This window comes from Leclercia adecarboxylata (assembly GCF_035787115.1).
Taxonomy (GTDB): Bacteria; Pseudomonadota; Gammaproteobacteria; order Enterobacterales; family Enterobacteriaceae; genus Enterobacter; species Enterobacter adecarboxylatus_E.
The window spans coordinates 213,048-229,577 of the sequence record NZ_JALKTL010000007.1; the positions used below are offsets into that span (position 1 = coordinate 213,048).

The following is a 16,530-nucleotide window of genomic DNA, read 5'->3' on the forward strand; positions in this document are numbered from 1 at the left end:
CTCTTTTTTATTGCAGGGAAGAGATAAAAACAAACAAGGAGGGTATGAAATGTGACTGACACCCCTTTATTTTTTCGGGACGAAAAGCGGGTGGATATAATTATTTATATAGAAAATACATTTGATGGGAATTATAACGCCAGCTTAGCTGGCGTTATAAATAATTACTCTTTCGGATCCTTACCCGCCAGCATCTTATCCAGCTCATCCCCGCCGACATGACGGAAATCCTGGCCCTTCACAAAATAGAAGATGTATTCGCAAATGTTCTGGCAACGGTCACCGATACGCTCGATAGAGCGGGCGCAGAACAGCGCGGTCAGCACGCTTGGAATCGTGCGTGTGTCTTCCATCATGTAGGTCATCAGCTGGCGCACAATGCCTTCGTATTCCTGGTCGACTTTCTTATCTTCCCGGTAGATACGCACCGCTTCATCGAGATCCATGCGCGCAAAGGCATCCAGCACGTCATGCAGCATCTGCACGGTGTGGCGACCCAGCGACTCCAGGCTCACCAGCAGCGGCTGGTGTTGCTGCGAGAACTTTTCCAGCGCGGTACGGCAGATTTTGTCCGCTACGTCGCCAATACGCTCCAGCTCGGCGATAGTTTTGATGATCGCCATCACCAGACGCAGGTCGCTCGCCGTCGGCTGGCGCTTGGCAATAATGCGCACGCAGGCCTCGTCGATCGCCACTTCCATCATATTGACCTGATGGTCGCCAGCAACAACCCGCTTGGCCAGCTCGCTGTCCTGGTTGTGCATCGCGGTGATCGCATCAGAGAGCTGCTGCTCTACCATTCCACCCATGGTCATCACCTGAGTGCGAATGCTCTCCAGCTCGGCGTTAAACTGGCCGGAGATATGTTTATTAAGATTGAGACTGTCCATAACGCACTCCTGAATCAACCGTAACGGCCGGTGATGTAGTCTTCTGTTTGTTTCTTCGCGGGCTTGGTGAACAGATCGTCCGTTTTACTGAACTCAATCAACTCGCCCAGGTACATAAACGCCGTGTGGTCGGAACAACGAGCAGCCTGCTGCATGTTGTGGGTAACGATCACCACGGTGTAATCCGCTTTGAGCTCGGTGATCAGCTCTTCGATACGCCCGGTGGAGATCGGGTCCAGCGCTGAGCAGGGCTCATCCAGCAGTAACACTTCAGGGCGAATAGCGATGCCGCGCGCAATGCACAGACGCTGCTGCTGGCCACCGGAGAGAGAGTATCCGCTCTGGTGAAGTTTATCTTTGGTTTCGTTCCATAATGCGGCTTTGGTCAATGCCCACTGCACGCGCTCATCCATATCAGCACGGGAGAGCTTTTCAAACAGGCGCACGCCAAACGCAATGTTGTCATAAATGGACATCGGGAACGGCGTCGGTTTCTGGAACACCATACCCACTTTCGCGCGCAGCAGGGCGATATCCTGAGTATTGGTGAGAATGTTGTCGCCATCCAGCAGGATTTCGCCTTCGGCGCGCTGCTCAGGATAAAGCGAATACATTTTATTAAAGGTACGCAGCAGCGTGGACTTACCGCAGCCAGACGGACCGATGAACGCTGTGACCTGGTTTTTGGCAATATCCAGGTTGATGTTTTTCAGGGCATGGAACTTACCGTAGTAGAAGTTCAGGTCACGAACCGAAAGTTTACCCGGAGCGGCATTAACCATACTCATTGACTCATTTCCTCATCCGGCGCCGCAGTGTGCCACGCCGTCAATAATTAACCGTGTTTCTTCTTCGCGAAAACAACGCGCGCCAGAATGTTCAGTAACAGTACGCACAGGGTAATAATCAGTACCCCGGCCCAGGCCAGTGACTGCCATTCGGCAAACGGGCTCATCGCAAATTTAAAGATCGTCACCGGCAGGTTGGCGATCGGCTGCATCATGTCCGTGCTCCAGAACTGGTTGGAGAGCGCGGTAAAGAGCAGCGGTGCCGTTTCACCAGCGATACGGGCTACGGCCAGCAGTACCCCTGTCAGGATCCCCGAGACGGAGGCTTTCAGGGTGATGGCAGAAATCATCTTCCACTTTGGCGTTCCCAGCGCGTAGGCCGCTTCACGCAGGCTGTCCGGCACCAGTTTCAGCATGTTCTCGGTGGTACGGATGACGATAGGCACCTGCAGCAGCGCCAGCGCAATCACACCCGCCCAGCCGGAAAAGTGTTCCATCTGCGCCACCACGATGGTGTAGACGAACAGACCGACCACAATCGACGGGGCAGAGAGCAGGATGTCGTTGATGAAGCGAATGACTTCTGCAATCCAGGATTTACGGCCGTACTCCGCCAGATAGATACCCGCCATGATGCCAAGCGGCGTACCGAAGACGGTCGCCCACAGGATCAGCAGGCCGCTGCCCGCCAGGGCGTTCGCCAGACCACCCCCCGCCGTATTTGGCGGCGGGGTCATCTCGGTGAACAGCGCCAGCGACATGCCGTCGACGCCGCGGGTTACGGTGGAAAACAGGATCCAGATCAGCCAGAACAGGCCAAATGCCATGGTCGCCATGGAGAGCGTCAGGGCAAGGCGGTTTTTCATGCGGCGTTTCGCCTGCATTTTGCGGCGGGATTCCGCCAGCTCCGCGGTATTTTGCATTTCGAGCGTAACCATTAGCGTGCCCCCTCATTTTTGGCCAGGCGCATGATCATCACTTTTGAGATCGCCAGAACAATGAAGGTGATAACAAACAGAATTAAGCCCAGTTCCATCAGCGCGGCAACATGCAGGCCCGATTCTGCTTCGGCGAATTCGTTAGCCAGCGCCGAGGTAATACTGTTACCTGGCATATAGAGTGAGGCGCTGTCGAGCTGGTAGGTGTTACCGATGATAAAGGTCACCGCCATGGTTTCACCCAGCGCACGACCCAGACCCAGCATAATGCCGCCGATGACCCCATTTTTGGTGAACGGCAGGACGATACGCCAGATAACTTCCCAGGTGGTGCAGCCGATGCCGTAGGCCGACTCTTTCATCATCACCGGGGTCTGTTCGAAGACATCGCGCATAACCGCCGCAATGTACGGAATAATCATGATGGCGAGGATCACGCCAGCCGCCAGAATGCCGATACCGAATGCCGGACCGGAGAAGAGGGCGCCCACAAACGGGATGGCGGAAAGGACGTTGCCCACCGGCTCCTGGAAGTAAGTCGCGAACAGTGGCGCAAAGATAAACAGGCCCCACATGCCGTAAACGATACTCGGGATCGCTGCCAGCAGCTCAATGGCGATACCCAGCGGACGCTTCAGCCAGTTCGGCGCCAGTTCGGTCAGGAACAGGGCGATACCAAAGCTCACCGGTACGGCAATCAGCAGGGCGATAAATGACGTCACCAGTGTGCCGTAGATAGGTACCAGCGCACCGTAGATATCGTTTGGCGCATCCCACTCTTTGGTCCACAGGAAGGAGAAACCAAATTTCTGAATGCTCGGCCAGGAGGAGAAAATCAGAGACACGATAATGCCGCCCAGCAGCAATAGCACAATCAGCGCAGCCAGTTTTACCAGCGCGCTGAAAATCATGTCACCTTTTTTACCCGGAGGGTTAAATGCAGGCTTGGTAGCAGCCATAAATTACTCTTCTGTTAACGACGTTTCACGATAGTTGGCGGGTTAGCTCACGCCACCCGCCATCTTCGTCAAAAATATCCTGTTAGTACAGCGCTTTACCGCTGCTGTCTTTCACGTTGGTTTTCCATGCAGCACGAATCTGCTCAACCACGCTGTCCGGCAGGCTGGCGTAATCCAGATCGTTAGCCTGTTTGCCGCCGTTTTTGTATGCCCAGTCGAAGAACTTCAGCACTTCGGTGCCCTGCTCTGGTTTCTTCTGATCTTTGTGTACCAGGATGAAGGTGGTGGAGGTGATTGGCCACGCCTCGTCACCTTTCTGGTTCGTCAGATCCTGAGCGAAAGATTTGCTCCAGTCAGCGCCTTTAGCGGCGTTAGCGAAGGTCTCTTCGGTCGGGCTAACCGGTTTGCCATCGGCAGAAACCAGTTTGGTGTACGCCAGGTTGTTCTGCTTGGCGTAGGCATACTCTACGTAGCCAATTGAGCCCGGCAAACGCTGTACGAACGCGGCGATACCGTCGTTACCTTTACCGCCCAGACCGGTTGGCCAGTTAACGGTAGAGCCAGAACCGACTTTAGATTTCCACTCTTCGTTGACTTTCGCCAGGTAGCTGGTGAAGACGAAGGAGGTACCGGAACCGTCAGCACGACGAACCACAGCGATGTTCTGCGAAGGCAGTTTCACGCCCGGGTTCAGTTTGGTGATGGCTTCGTCATCCCATTTTTTGATTTTGCCGAGGTAGATATCACCCAGGGTTTTGCCATCCAGCACCAGCTCACCAGACTTCAGGCCAGGGATATTTACCGCCAGCACAACGCCACCGATAACGGTCGGGAACTGGAACAGGCCTTCCTGATTCAGTTTTTCATCAGACAACGGAGCGTCGGATGCGCCGAAATCAACGGTGTTTGCGGTAATTTGTTTAACGCCACCGGAGGAGCCGATACCCTGGTAGTTCACCTTGTTACCAGTCTCTTTCTGGTACGTATCAGCCCATTTGGCATACACCGGCGCAGGGAAGGTTGCACCAGCGCCAGTCAGGCTTGCCTCTGCAAATACAGAGAAAGCGCTCATCGATAAGGTCGCGGCGACAACAGTTGCGACAGTGGTACGCATAACTTTCATAATGTCTCCTGCAAGATTTTCGTAAATCGTTGTTTAGTGGCTACGATGAGCAAAATAGGACAAAGAGGTGACAGATAAATGTACGAAATATGACAGTTTTATGACAACGAAAATCGCGCAGAAAAACCAGCAAAATAAGATATATATATCAGCTAGTTAGACATTAAGATGACAGGTTTTTTTCAGATAAATTTTCTTTCTGTGACACAGAAAAAATAGCTGAAGATGACGAATTGTCACAGACGGAAGCAGAAAAAAGCAGACGAAAGAATGCGCAGGAAGTACAGAAAAGCTCCACCCGAAGGTGGAGCCTGAGAGAATTACTCTACGGTAACAGACTTCGCCAGGTTACGCGGCTGGTCCACGTCGGTGCCTTTGATCAGCGCGACATGGTACGACAGTAACTGCAGCGGTACGGTATAGAAGATTGGCGCAATCACTTCTTCCACATGCGGCATCTCGATGATGTGCATGTTATCGCTGCTGGTAAAGCCAGCATCCTGATCCGCGAAGACGTAGAGCACACCGCCACGGGCGCGCACCTCTTCGATGTTAGATTTGAGTTTTTCCAGCAGTTCGTTATTTGGTGCCACCACGATAACCGGCATATCCGCATCGATGAGCGCCAGTGGGCCATGCTTCAGCTCGCCTGCCGCATAGGCTTCAGCGTGGATATAGGAGATCTCTTTGAGCTTCAGTGCGCCTTCCAGGGCAATCGGATATTGATCGCCACGGCCGAGGAACAGGGCGTGATGCTTGTCGGAAAAATCTTCCGCCAGCGCTTCAATGCGTTTGTCCTGAGAGAGCATCTGCTCAATACGGCTCGGCAGCGCCTGCAGGCCGTGCACGATATCCTGCTCAATCGCCGAATCCTGGCCTTTCAGACGGGCCAGTTTCGCCACCAGCATCAGCAGGACCGTCAGCTGGGTGGTAAACGCCTTGGTAGAGGCCACACCGATTTCGGTACCGGCTTTGGTCATCAGCGCCAGGTCAGATTCACGCACCAGCGAAGAACCCGGGACGTTGCAGATCGCCAGCGAGCCCAGGTATCCCAGCTCTTTAGACAGTCGCAGCGCCGCCAGCGTATCGGCGGTTTCGCCGGACTGGGACAGGGTGATCATCAGGCTGTTACGGCGGACTGCTGATTTGCGATAGCGGAATTCAGAGGCGATCTCCACATCACAAGGCACGCCTGCCAGGGCTTCGAACCAGTAGCGGGAAACCATACCGGAGTTGTAGGAGGTACCGCAGGCAACGATCTGAATATGCTCAACTTTTGCCAGCATGTCGTTAGCGTTAGCACCCAGCTCGCTCAAATCCACTTCGCCGTGGCTGATGCGCCCGGTCAGGGTGTTTTTGATAGCGTTCGGCTGCTCGTAGATCTCTTTCTGCATGTAGTGACGGTAAGCACCTTTATCGCCCGCGTCGTACTGCAGGTTAGATTCGATATCCTGGCGTTTTACCGGCTCGCCAGATTTATCAAAGATTTTTACGTCGCGACGGGTCACTTCCGCAATATCGCCCTCTTCCATGAAGATAAAGCGACGGGTCACCGGCAGCAGCGCCAGCTGATCGGAGGCGATAAAGTTCTCCCCCATTCCCAGACCAATGACCATCGGGCTACCAGAGCGGGCTGCCAGCAGGGTTGACGGGTCGCGGCTGTCCATGATTACGGTTCCGTAGGCGCCACGCAGCTGTGGGATGGCACGCAGTACGGCCTCACGCAGCGTACCGCCCTGCGCCAGTTCCCAGTGAACCAGGTGGGCGATCACTTCGGTGTCGGTTTCAGAGACGAAGGTATAACCACGTGCGGTGAGCTCTTCGCGCAGCGGTTCGTGGTTTTCGATGATGCCGTTATGCACGACCACAATGTGTTCAGAGACATGTGGGTGTGCGTTGCCTTCCGAAGGTTCACCGTGGGTCGCCCAACGGGTATGGGCAATACCTGTGCCGCCGCGCGGCGGGTTCTCTTCCGCAGCCTGCGACAGCATGTTTACTTTACCGAGGCGACGCAGGCGGGTCATGTTCCCTTCTGCATCAACTACTGCCAGACCGGCAGAGTCATAACCACGGTATTCCAGACGACGTAAACCTTCGAGAAGGATTTCAGCAATATCGCGCTGCGCGACTGCGCCAACAATTCCACACATAGTTAGATTTCCTGATTTTGGCATTATGCCATGCGTTGTCGCTGACCTGTTTTGCCCTTTCCGGGCGCCCCGAGCCTTGTAGAGAGTGGGGTTATATTTATGGGTACTGCTGATGGGCGGGGGATTATGTTATCCCCTCATCCCGGGCCTCTCCCCAACGGGGCGGAGGCAAAACGATTACTTCTTCTTCACCGGACGCTGCCAGCCCTGTTTATGGACCTGCGGCACGCGGCTGATAACCAGTTCATTGTCGGCCACATCGCGGGTGACGGTGGTGCCCGCCGCGATGGTTACGCCTTTACCAATCGTCACTGGCGCTATCAGCTGCGAATCGGATCCAACAAACACGTCGTCGCCGATGATGGTTTTAAACTTATTCGCACCGTCGTAGTTACAGGTGATAGTGCCCGCGCCAATATTCACGTTGTCGCCGATCTCGGCATCGCCCAGATAGGTCAGATGCCCGGCTTTAGAGCCTTTACCCAGACGCGCTTTTTTCATTTCGACGAAGTTGCCGACGTGTGCGCCTTCCAGCAGCTCAGCGCCCGGACGCAGACGGGCGAACGGCCCGATAGTGCAGGCGGCAGACAGATGGGCATCTTCCACCACGCTGTAAGGGCTGATTTCGCAGTCGTCGCCAATGATGCTGTTTTTAATCACGCAGCCGGCGCCGATCTTCACGCGGTGACCGAGGGTGACATTGCCCTCAAGAATAACGTTAGTATCGATTTCGACGTCGCGCCCGTGGCTGAGTACGCCGCGCAGATCGAAACGTGCCGGATCGCGCAGCATAACGCCTGCCAGTAGCAGCTTTTCAGCCTGCTCGGACTGATAAATGCGCTCAAGGCGGGAAAGCTGGAGACGATTATTCACACCATCCGTTTCGCTGATACGTGCCGGATGAACGGCAGCAATCTCACGGCCTTCCTGATAGGCCATCGCAATAATATCGGTGATGTAGAATTCGCCCTGGGCGTTGTTGTTGTTTAACTGCGACAGCCAGCGTTTCATGTCTGCACCGTTGGCAATCAGAATCCCGGTGTTGATTTCCTGAATTTCACGCTGCGCATCGGTCGCGTCTTTGTGCTCGACAATGCCCGTCACCTTGCCGTTCTCACGGGTGATGCGGCCATAGCCGGTAGGGTCATCCAGCTTAACGGTTAACAGACCAATTCCGCCCTGTGGTTTTGCGGCGCGCAGACGCGTCAGCGTCTCGACGGAGATCAACGGCACATCGCCGTAGAGCATCAGAATATCTTCGTCGTCAGAGAAGAACGGGGAGGCCTGCTGCATGGCGTGCCCGGTACCTAGCTGTTCTGCCTGCAGAACCCAGTTGAGTTTGTCGTCGCGCAACGTCTGCTTCAGCAGATCGCCGCCGTGACCGTAGACCAGATGCACCTGGCTGGCGCCAAGATCGTTAGCAGCATCAATAACATGCTGCACCATCGCTTTCCCTGCCAGGGTGTGCAGCACTTTAGGAAGATCGGAATACATACGGGTGCCTTTGCCTGCGGCAAGGATGACCACGCTCATTGCAGTGTTCAACATACACGTCCTGACTGTAATTTGAGTGAAAAGTAAAACCCTTTGGCATTGAAAATTCTACATATTTTGCGCCAAAAAATGGAGTGGCGGTAAAATGAGCAGCTCCATCTTTTTTGAAAATGTTAGAGGTTCTTTTTACCGCAAATTAAAGGGCTTTGCCTGTGAAATATAGCGTCCTTTGGAGAAGTCTCCAGCTCTCACAACATGTTAGCGATTTTTTCGTTTTAAAAATAAAGATTTTCCTAAACAAAACACTGTTTTAATTATTTAAATCTGTGACGCGCAAAAAAGAAACAGCGTTTTAATCTTATGATAATAGCGCTCAATTATTACTCAGGAGAATAAGATGAAATCTAAAATACCTCTGGCCCTGATGATGTGTAGCGCCTTTTCCGCGATGGCAACGGAACAACCTCATGTCTGGAAAGCTATTGCCTTTGGGCAATCCACGGATCTGAATTTTTCCTCCAACGTCCTGCCCGAAAAAATCGGCACCAACGATGTGACCATCGACGGGAAAAAGCTCTCGGCACAGGAGAGCGTTGACCTGGCAAAAGCCATTACCCTGGAAAGCCGGGGTGGCAAAATAGCCAACTCGCACGACGGATTAACGTTTTTCTATACCGAGCTGCCAACGGGAGAGAATTTCGTGTTACAGGCCAATATCCGGGTCGAACAGTTTGGCCCGGAGAATGGCGCGAAACCCGCAGCTCAGGAGGGCGCCGGGCTGCTGGTGCGCGATGTCCTCGGCAACCCGCGTCAGCAGCCGCTGAAAACCGGCTATGAAGAGTTTCCGGCGGCATCAAATCAGGTGATGAACGCCATTATGACTCAGGATAAAAAAGATCATCAGCGGGTAAAAATGCAGGCCATCACCCGGGAAGGGATCAGCCATCCATGGGGTGATGCAGGGGCGGCCATTAAAAAGCAGAGTTACAAGGAAGAGGTGGATCTGAGCAAGTCCCCTGAATTCCGCCTGAAACTCCAGCGCACGGACGACGGGTTTATCACCGCATGGGCCCCGCTGGACAGTGACAACTGGGTGAGCAAGAGCGTGCCGCGCGCCGATCTGATATCGGTGCAAAACAAAGACCACTATTACGTCGGCTTTTTTGCCTCCCGCAATGCCAAAATCACGGTGACTGACGCCTCGTTGACCACCTCCAGTGCCCATACCGTACCATCAGAGCCCTGGCAGGCAGAGCCGCTGCCGGTCATGGTACAGCTGGCGTCCGGCAACGTCAGCGCCTCGGCGGATTACCTGCTGCAGGCGCGCGCCAATGAGGACGGGGTATTTAGCGTAAGACAAAACGAAGTGGTGATCGGTAATGAGAAAGCGGTGAAAGCAGGGGAGATGTACAGCCTGCCCGCCCGTCTTGAACAGACCAGCACCTTCACGGTGAACTTTGCCCCTTCTCATGGCGCGCCAGTGAACCAGCAACTCACCGTTGAACGCGTGGTGGACCGGGATGCGACGCACCTGTATGCCGCCCCGGACGGAAAAGCGGATGCGAAAGGCACAGTCGATTCACCACTGGCTCTTGCCTCCGCAATCGCGCTGCTGGCGCCCGGCGGCACGCTGGTGCTGAAAAGCGGCGATTACCCGCAGAGCGAGATCCCGGTTTCCGCCAGCGGCAGCAGTGAACATATCAAAACGCTGCAGGCTGACGGTAAAGTGGTGATCCACGGCCTGCTGCTGGACGCCAGCTACTGGCATATCAGCGGTATCGACGTAACCGGAAAAAGTCTGCGTATCCAGGGCAGCCATAACCTGATCGAGCGCGTCACGGCCTACCGCAACGACGACACCGGCATCCAGATCTCCTCCCCGGAGAAAATTGGCCGGCCATTATGGGCGAGCTATAACCGGGTCGTGGATTCCGAGTCTTATGCCAATGAGGATCCCGGCAAGATTAACGCCGATGGCTTTGCGGTGAAGATGCGGGTGGGTGAAGGTAACCGGCTGGAGCGTTGCTATGCTCACGACAATGTTGACGACGGTTTTGACCTGTTCAACAAGATTGAAGATGGCGCGAATGGCGTGGTGGTAATCGAAAATTCAGTCGCCAGCAACAATACCAGTAATGGCTTTAAGCTCGGCGGGGAAGGGCAGCCCGTGGCGCACCAGATCCGCAACAGCAGAGCCACCGGCAATCACCTGGACGGTTTCACCGATAACTTTAACCCCGGCAAGCTGGTGGTGGAGAATAACATCGCGGTGGATAACCAGCGCTTTAACTACATCTTCCGCCCAAGCCCGTACGGTGATGTAACAACGCAGGGGACGTTTACCGGCAACCTGTCTGTTCGTAATAAGCCAGGCGAGTACGATGATGCGGTGGTGGGAACCATTGATAATACGAATTACTTTATCGCGAAGGGCAAAAGCGTGAATAGTGACGGGAAGGAACTGGATAAAACGCAGGTAAAACTTTAATCACCAGAGAGGCGCTTCGCTTATCACACTACGGTAAGCGTGGCGCCACCCGGCATATCAGCACTTAGATATTGAACGTACCGAAAGAGACGTTCATGTTGCTGAAAAGGGCGATGATTTTGTTAATGGTTTTCATGATGGCATCCTGATATTTTTGGAGTTCAGTTATGTGATATTCATCACAAAACGAAGTCTACTCCTGACCATTTCGCCGATCAATCATTTTGTGATGTAAATCACAAAATAATAAAACACCGTTTTAGTTTCATTTTTACTGAAACGGATCCATAAAAAAAGCCAGTCTGGAGAACAGACTGGCTTTCGTACTTTCAAGCCGGTGTTACATCGCTTTTTTGGTCAACTCGATAACGCGCAGTTTCGCGATCGCTTTAGCCAGCTCTGCAGACGCCTGAGCGTAATCTACATCGCCATGAGAGCTCTTAATGTGCTCTTCTGCTTTACGCTTCGATTCCAGAGCTCGTGCTTCGTCGAGATCCTGGCCACGAATTGCGGTATCAGCCAGTACGGTCACGCTGCCAGGCTGCACTTCAAGAATGCCGCCGGACAGATAGATGAACTCTTCATGACCGAACTGTTTAACGATGCGGATCATACCAGGCTTAATGGCGGTGAGCAGCGGGGCGTGTCCCGGGAAGATACCCAGTTCACCTTCGCTACCCGTTACCTGGATTTTCTCGACCAGACCAGAGAACATTTGTTGCTCTGCGCTGACGACGTCCAGGTGGTAAGTCATTGCCATATCACCCTCCGATTAAGGCGTTAAAGTTTTTTGGCTTTTTCCACGGCTTCGTCGATGGAACCCACCATATAGAAGGCCTGCTCCGGCAGGTGATCGTATTCGCCTTCCATGATGCCTTTAAAGCCACGGATGGTGTCTTTCAGCGCAACGTATTTGCCCGGAGAACCGGTAAATACTTCTGCTACGAAGAACGGCTGGGACAGGAAGCGCTGGATCTTACGCGCGCGTGCTACCACCAGTTTATCTTCTTCAGACAGTTCATCCATACCCAGGATGGCGATGATGTCTTTCAGTTCCTGGTAACGCTGCAGCAGGGACTGTACGCCACGCGCGGTGTCGTAGTGTTCCTGGCCAACTACCAGTGGATCCAGCTGACGGCTGGTGGAGTCCAGCGGGTCAACGGCCGGGTAGATACCCAGAGACGCGATCTGACGGCTCAGTACCACGGTTGCATCTAAGTGAGCAAAGGTGGTTGCTGGAGATGGGTCAGTCAAGTCATCCGCAGGTACGTATACCGCCTGAACGGAGGTAATAGAACCGGTTTTGGTAGAGGTGATACGTTCCTGAAGAACCCCCATCTCTTCCGCCAGCGTTGGCTGATAACCTACCGCAGAAGGCATACGACCCAGCAGTGCAGATACTTCCGTACCGGCCAGGGTATAACGGTAGATGTTGTCAACGAACAGCAGAACGTCACGACCTTCGTCACGGAATTTCTCAGCCATGGTCAGACCGGTCAGCGCAACGCGCAGACGGTTTCCAGGTGGCTCGTTCATCTGGCCGTAAACCAGGGATACTTTATCCAGAACGTTGGAGTCGGTCATTTCGTGGTAGAAGTCGTTACCCTCACGAGTACGCTCACCTACACCCGCAAACACGGAGTAACCGGAGTGCTCGATCGCGATGTTACGGATCAGCTCCATCATGTTTACGGTTTTACCAACACCCGCACCACCGAACAGACCAACTTTACCGCCCTTAGCAAACGGACACATCAGGTCGATAACTTTGATGCCGGTTTCCAGCAGTTCCTGAGAGCTGGACAGCTCTTCATAGGAAGGTGCCGCACGGTGAATAGCCCAACGCTCTTCTTCGCCGATATCGCCTTTCATGTCGATCGGCTGACCCAGGACGTTCATGATACGACCCAGGGTTGCTTTACCTACTGGTACTTCGATTGGGTGCTCAAGGTCTTTAACTTCCAGACCACGACGCAGACCGTCGGAAGAACCCATGGCGATGGTACGCACGATACCGCCGCCGAGCTGCTGCTGAACTTCCAGCACCAGATTTTCGTTACCATTCTGAACCTCAAGAGCATCGTACACGCGCGGTACGGCATCCTGAGGGAATTCGACGTCAACCACGGCGCCGATTACCTGGACAATTTTTCCAGTAGCCATCTTGAATCCTCTACGAATTAACCTGGTTATACCGCGGATGCACCACCGACGATCTCGGTGAGTTCCTGAGTAATGCTGGCCTGACGAGCTTTGTTGTATACCAACTGCAGCTCTTTAATCAGGCTGCCGCCATTGTCGGTCGCGGCTTTCATCGCCACCATACGTGCGGCCTGCTCGCTGGCCAGGTTTTCTACCACGCCCTGATAAACCTGAGATTCAACATAACGACGCAGCAGGGTATCCAGCAGCGCTTTTGGATCGGGTTCATACAGGTAATCCCAGGATTTATGCTTCAACTCTGGCTCGTCTGATGCCGGCAATGGCAGCAGCTGAGTGAGGGTCGGAACCTGAGACATGGTGTTAATAAATTTGTTGCTGACAACGTACAGCCTGTCCAGACGGCCTTCATCATAGGCCTGCAACATCACTTTTACCGGGCCGATCAGTTCGGACAGGGACGGGTTATCACCCATACCGGTCACCTGGGCGACAATATTGCCACCTACGGAATTAAAGAAAGAGACGCCCTTAGAGCCGATCATCGCGATGTCGCTTTGAACGCCTTTATCGGACCATGCTTTCATATCCGCCAGCAGCTTTTTGAACAGGTTAATATTCAAGCCGCCGCACAAACCACGGTCGGTCGACACCACCAGGTAGCCCACGCGCTTAACGTCGCGTTCTTCCAGGTAAGGGTGCTTATATTCCAGATTACCGCTCGCAAGGTGACCAATCACTTTGCGCATGGTATCTGCATAAGGACGGCTGGCCGCCATACGCTCCTGCGATTTACGCATTTTGGAAGCGGCGACCATCTCCATCGCTTTAGTGATCTTTTGCGTGTTCTGGACGCTTGCGATCTTACTACGTATCTCTTTTGCGCCGGCCATGAGCTTCTCCTCAATGCCTTGCGGCCTGTCCTAAGACAGACCGCCAGACGTTACCAGGACTGGGTTGCTTTGAAGGAATCGAGCAGGCTCTTCAGCTTGCCTTCGATTTCGTCGTTATAGCCACCGGACTGGTTGATCTCTTGCATCAGTGGAGCATGGTCACGGTCAGCGTAAGCCAGCAGAGCGGCTTCGAAGCTACCGATTTTCGCCAGTTCTACATCCCCCAGATAACCACGTTCTGCTGCGAACAGTACCAGGCCCTGCTGTGCAACTGACATAGGGGCATATTGTTTCTGCTTCAGCAGTTCGGTCACTTTCTGACCGTGGTCAAGCTGTTTACGGGTTGCATCGTCAAGGTCGGATGCAAACTGGGAGAACGCTGCCAGTTCACGATACTGTGCCAGTGCGGTACGGATACCACCGGACAGTTTCTTGATGATCTTGGTCTGCGCTGCACCACCCACACGGGATACGGAAATACCCGGGTTAACCGCCGGACGAATACCGGAGTTGAACAGGTTGGTTTCCAGGAAGATCTGACCATCGGTAATGGAGATTACGTTGGTCGGAACGAACGCAGAAACGTCACCCGCCTGGGTTTCGATGATTGGCAGCGCGGTCAGAGAACCGGTTTGGCCTTTCACTTCACCTTTAGTGAAGTTCTCAACGTATTCCGCGTTTACGCGGGATGCACGCTCCAGCAGACGGGAGTGCAGATAGAATACGTCGCCCGGGAATGCTTCACGTCCAGGTGGACGACGGAGCAGCAGGGACACCTGACGGTAAGCAACAGCCTGTTTAGACAGGTCATCGTATACGATCAGTGCATCTTCACCGCGGTCACGGAAGTATTCGCCCATTGCGCAACCGGCATACGGTGCCAGATATTGCAGTGCAGCTGATTCAGAAGCGGTCGCCACAACAACGATGGTGTTGGACAGCGCACCGTGCTCTTCCAGTTTACGCACCACGTTAGAAATGGTGGACGCTTTCTGGCCGATAGCCACGTACACACATTTGATACCGGAATCGCGCTGGTTGATGATCGCATCGATTGCCATCGCGGTTTTACCGGTCTGACGGTCACCGATGATCAGCTCACGCTGGCCACGGCCGATTGGGATCATGGCGTCAACGGATTTGTAACCGGTCTGAACCGGCTGGTCGACGGACTGACGATCGATTACGCCCGGTGCGATAACTTCGATTGGGGAGAAGCCATCGTTATCAACCGGACCTTTACCGTCGATTGGCGCACCCAGGGTGTTCACCACGCGACCCAGCAGGCCGCGGCCAACTGGAACTTCAAGAATACGGCCAGTACACTTAACCTTCATGCCTTCGGCGAGGTCAGCGTAAGGACCCATCACAACTGCACCTACGGAGTCGCGCTCCAGGTTCAGTGCGATAGCGTAACGGTTACCCGGCAGGGAGATCATTTCACCCTGCATACAATCGGCCAGGCCGTGAATGCGGATAACACCGTCGCTTACAGAAACAATTGTACCTTCGTTGTGAGCTTCACTCACAACACTGAACTGAGCAATGCGCTGCTTGATCAGTTCGCTGATTTCGGTGGAATTCAGTTGCATGCTCCAGTCCCCTTAAGACTGCAAGACGTCTGCAAGGCGCTCAAGACGGCCGCGTACGCTGCCATCAATGACCATATCACCCGCTCGGATGATTACGCCTGCCATTACAGACTTATCGATATTGCAATTCAGCTTCACTTTGCGTGACAGACGTTTTTCCATCGCGGCGGTGATCTTCGCAAGCTGTTCGTTACTCAGCTCAGTCGCAGAAGTTACGTGAACTTCAACGGTGGCTTCACTGAGGGCACGCAGGTGCTCAAACTGCTCGAGAACATCCGGGAGCGCTTTCAGACGACCATTTTCAGCCATTACCCGAATCAGGTTCTGGCCGTTGGTGTCCAGCTGCTCACCGCAAATAGCGATGAACGAATCGGCGAGCGTTTCAGGCGCCAGGGCGCCAGAAAGCATCTCAGCCATGTGTTCGTTTTTCGTTACCTCAGCGGCAAACGCCAGCATGTTCTGCCAGCGATCGACATTTTGGTGTTCGATAGCAAAGTCAAAAGCTGCTTTGGCGTAGGGGCGAGCTACCGTAACAAATTCAGACATCAGCCCCTCCCTCCTTACAGTTCAGCGACAAGTTTGTCCACGATGTCGCTGTTAGCAGCTTCATCCACGGAACGTTCGATGATCTTCTCGGCGCCAGCAACAGCCAGAATCGCGACCTGCTTACGCAGCTCTTCGCGAGCACGTTTACGCTCGGCATCAATTTCTGCCTGCGCTTGTGTCACGATTTTAGTACGTTCCTGTTCTGCTTCAGCTTTCGCTTCGTCCAGGATCTGAGAACGACGTTTGTTCGCCTGCTCGATGATTACCTGGGCTTCCGCTTTCGCTTTTTTCAGCTGGTCGGTCGCGTTGGCCTGTGCAAGGTCCAAATCTTTCTTAGCGCGTTCTGCAGAAGCCAGGCCGTCAGAAATTTCTTTCTGACGTTTTTCGATGGCAGCCATTAAAGGCGGCCATACATACTTCATGCAGAACCAGACAAAGATAACAAACGCGATGGCCTGGCCGAGGATTGTTGCGTTCATGTTCACAGCACAATACCTCTTTAAATTTAC

General features: G+C 53.8%; 14 protein-coding genes. 1 reads left to right on the forward strand and 13 read right to left on the reverse strand.

Annotated elements, in window-relative coordinates; genetic code table 11:
* Positions 1-164: 164 nt before the first annotated feature.
* From phoU to glmU, 7 genes are all read right to left on the reverse strand, one after another.
* Positions 165-890, reverse strand: a complete 726-nt coding sequence (gene phoU, locus MXM41_RS19840; protein ID WP_325933871.1) for a phosphate signaling complex protein PhoU — start codon at positions 888-890, stop codon at positions 165-167.
* Between the two features lie 14 nt (positions 891-904).
* A complete protein-coding gene (pstB, locus tag MXM41_RS19845; protein WP_250586715.1) occupies positions 905-1,678 on the reverse strand; it encodes a phosphate ABC transporter ATP-binding protein PstB in 774 nt (257 codons plus the stop codon).
* A 47-nt stretch (positions 1,679-1,725) separates the two neighbouring features.
* Positions 1,726-2,616 carry a phosphate ABC transporter permease PstA gene (pstA, locus tag MXM41_RS19850; RefSeq protein ID WP_325933874.1) on the reverse strand — a complete coding sequence of 297 codons (891 nt, stop codon included), beginning with the start codon at positions 2,614-2,616 and terminating at the stop codon, positions 1,726-1,728.
* Positions 2,616-3,575 (reverse strand): phosphate ABC transporter permease PstC, encoded by a 960-nt coding sequence (gene pstC, locus MXM41_RS19855; RefSeq protein WP_032615515.1) that lies wholly within the window; start codon positions 3,573-3,575, stop codon positions 2,616-2,618. Before pstC ends, pstA begins: the two co-directional genes overlap by 1 nt.
* Positions 3,576-3,657: 82 nt before the next feature.
* On the reverse strand, positions 3,658-4,698 hold the full coding sequence (gene pstS, locus MXM41_RS19860) for a phosphate ABC transporter substrate-binding protein PstS (protein ID WP_040077712.1): 1,041 nt from the start codon (positions 4,696-4,698) through the stop codon (positions 3,658-3,660).
* Between the two features lie 320 nt (positions 4,699-5,018).
* On the reverse strand, positions 5,019-6,848 hold the full coding sequence (glmS, locus tag MXM41_RS19865; protein WP_325933877.1) for a glutamine--fructose-6-phosphate transaminase (isomerizing): 1,830 nt from the start codon (positions 6,846-6,848) through the stop codon (positions 5,019-5,021).
* Positions 6,849-7,025: 177 nt separating this feature from the next.
* On the reverse strand, positions 7,026-8,396 hold the full coding sequence (gene glmU, locus MXM41_RS19870; protein ID WP_325933879.1) for a bifunctional UDP-N-acetylglucosamine diphosphorylase/glucosamine-1-phosphate N-acetyltransferase GlmU: 1,371 nt from the start codon (positions 8,394-8,396) through the stop codon (positions 7,026-7,028).
* A 343-nt stretch (positions 8,397-8,739) separates the two neighbouring features.
* On the opposite strand from glmU, the gene MXM41_RS19875 reads away from it, so the two are divergent.
* Positions 8,740-10,830, forward strand: coding sequence for a right-handed parallel beta-helix repeat-containing protein (locus tag MXM41_RS19875; RefSeq protein ID WP_325933880.1), 2,091 nt, complete (start codon positions 8,740-8,742; stop codon positions 10,828-10,830).
* Between the two features lie 340 nt (positions 10,831-11,170).
* On the opposite strand, the gene MXM41_RS19880 is transcribed toward MXM41_RS19875, so the two are convergent.
* The 6 genes from MXM41_RS19880 to atpF are packed head-to-tail and all read right to left on the reverse strand — an operon-like array spanning position 11,171 to position 16,506.
* Complete coding sequence (locus MXM41_RS19880) at positions 11,171-11,590, reverse strand: F0F1 ATP synthase subunit epsilon (RefSeq protein ID WP_040077708.1); 420 nt, start codon at positions 11,588-11,590, stop codon at positions 11,171-11,173.
* Between the two features lie 20 nt (positions 11,591-11,610).
* Positions 11,611-12,993 (reverse strand): F0F1 ATP synthase subunit beta, encoded by a 1,383-nt coding sequence (gene atpD, locus MXM41_RS19885; RefSeq protein WP_103824235.1) that lies wholly within the window; start codon positions 12,991-12,993, stop codon positions 11,611-11,613.
* A gap of 26 nt (positions 12,994-13,019) precedes the next feature.
* On the reverse strand, positions 13,020-13,883 hold the full coding sequence (gene atpG, locus MXM41_RS19890) for a F0F1 ATP synthase subunit gamma (protein WP_325933882.1): 864 nt from the start codon (positions 13,881-13,883) through the stop codon (positions 13,020-13,022).
* 50 nt (positions 13,884-13,933) lie between these two features.
* Positions 13,934-15,475 (reverse strand): F0F1 ATP synthase subunit alpha, encoded by a 1,542-nt coding sequence (atpA, locus tag MXM41_RS19895; protein WP_325933884.1) that lies wholly within the window; start codon positions 15,473-15,475, stop codon positions 13,934-13,936.
* A 12-nt stretch (positions 15,476-15,487) separates the two neighbouring features.
* Entirely contained in the window at positions 15,488-16,021 is a 534-nt protein-coding gene (atpH, locus tag MXM41_RS19900; RefSeq protein ID WP_325933886.1) for a F0F1 ATP synthase subunit delta, read from the reverse strand.
* Positions 16,022-16,035: 14 nt separating this feature from the next.
* Positions 16,036-16,506, reverse strand: coding sequence for a F0F1 ATP synthase subunit B (atpF, locus tag MXM41_RS19905; protein WP_032615498.1), 471 nt, complete (start codon positions 16,504-16,506; stop codon positions 16,036-16,038).
* Positions 16,507-16,530 lie beyond the last annotated feature (24 nt).